Origin of the sequence: Photobacterium lucens, assembly GCF_009873615.1 — a bacterium.
GTDB classification, from domain to species: domain Bacteria; phylum Pseudomonadota; class Gammaproteobacteria; order Enterobacterales; family Vibrionaceae; genus Photobacterium; species Photobacterium lucens.
In genome coordinates this window covers 1-1,145 of sequence record NZ_SSMG01000414.1, presented here as the reverse complement: position 1 = coordinate 1,145, position 1,145 = coordinate 1, and the positions used below count along the sequence as shown (strand labels likewise).

The 1,145-nt window shown below is 34.5% G+C and carries 1 protein-coding gene; it reads left to right on the top strand.

The features are described 5' to 3' along the window. Positions 1–82 precede the first annotated feature (82 nt). Entirely contained in the window at positions 83–934 is an 852-nt protein-coding gene (locus tag E5A76_RS16975) for an SIS domain-containing protein (protein ID WP_161119650.1), read from the top strand. Positions 935–1,145: the final 211 nt, after the last annotated feature.

Genomic DNA, 1,145 nt, shown 5'->3' with positions numbered 1-1,145 from the left:
ATTCAAACAGTTAGCAACAATTAAGTCGAATGAATAATGTTTAAGTCTCATTGAATAATTAATTCATTAAAATTGGGTAAAAATGAGTATTTTAGAGCGAATGCAAAACCAAAGAAGTAGCTTATCAAGCAATGGAGTGAAGATATTAGACTTTATTCTTGAAGATCCTGCTTCTCTAAGTGCCTACGTAAGCCAAGATGTCGCAGTAAAGGTAGGTGTTTCACAATCAGGGGTGATCAAATTTGCACAGCGACTTGGTTTTAAAGGATTTACAGCACTAAAACTTGCCATTATTGAAGATCTTGCTCAACAAAATGCCATTCTTGAGCCAAAAAGACCTATTCATAACAAAATTCATAGTGGTGACTCTTCACTAACTATTGCACAAAAATTACTTCAAGAAAAAACACATGCAATGGTCGCAACAACCAATGCACTTAATTATGCGGAATTTGAAACAGTCGTAAAACTCATTAATCAAGCGCAACGTATTCAAATTGTTGGTATTGGTGGCTCTGCACTAACAGCCAAAGATCTTACTTTTAAGTTGTTAAAAATAGGTATTACAGCACTAACAGAGCAAGATCCACATGTCCAAATAGCAACAGCTAATACGTTAACAAAGAATGATATTCTCATCGCAATCTCCTTTTCAGGGAAACGAAAGGAAGTGCTGATGGCTGCACAATATGCTTATGAAAAAGGCGCAACAGTCATTGCTTTGACCAACGTAAAGAACAATCCATTGCGAAAATTAGCTCACTACACTATTGATACGATTGCAGATGAAATACAATTTCGCAGTTCTTCTATCTCTTCTCGTACAGCCCAGAACGTTATTACTGATCTTCTTTTCATGGCTTTACTACAAATAAGAAGTGATGATGCAAAGCTACTGCTCAATGATATCTCTTCCGCAATTGAGAAGATTTAAGATACGGTATGTTATTAGATACTGTTAAGCACCAGAACCGCCATCGCTCTACCTAGCAATGGCGGCCTTTGTGTTATTGATTTTTATATTATTAATAATACTAGATCAATAACATTTCATCTTATCTAGATCATTGATCTTTAAATCATCAATTAAAAGACAAATATAAATATTAGATATTTAAATCTACGGTAAGAAAACACTACACTTT

Coding starts and splice junctions, on each gene's coding strand:
- E5A76_RS16975 (WP_161119650.1), top strand. CDS start 83: ATGAGTATTTTAGAGCGAATGCAAAACCAAAGAAGTAGCTTATCAAGC.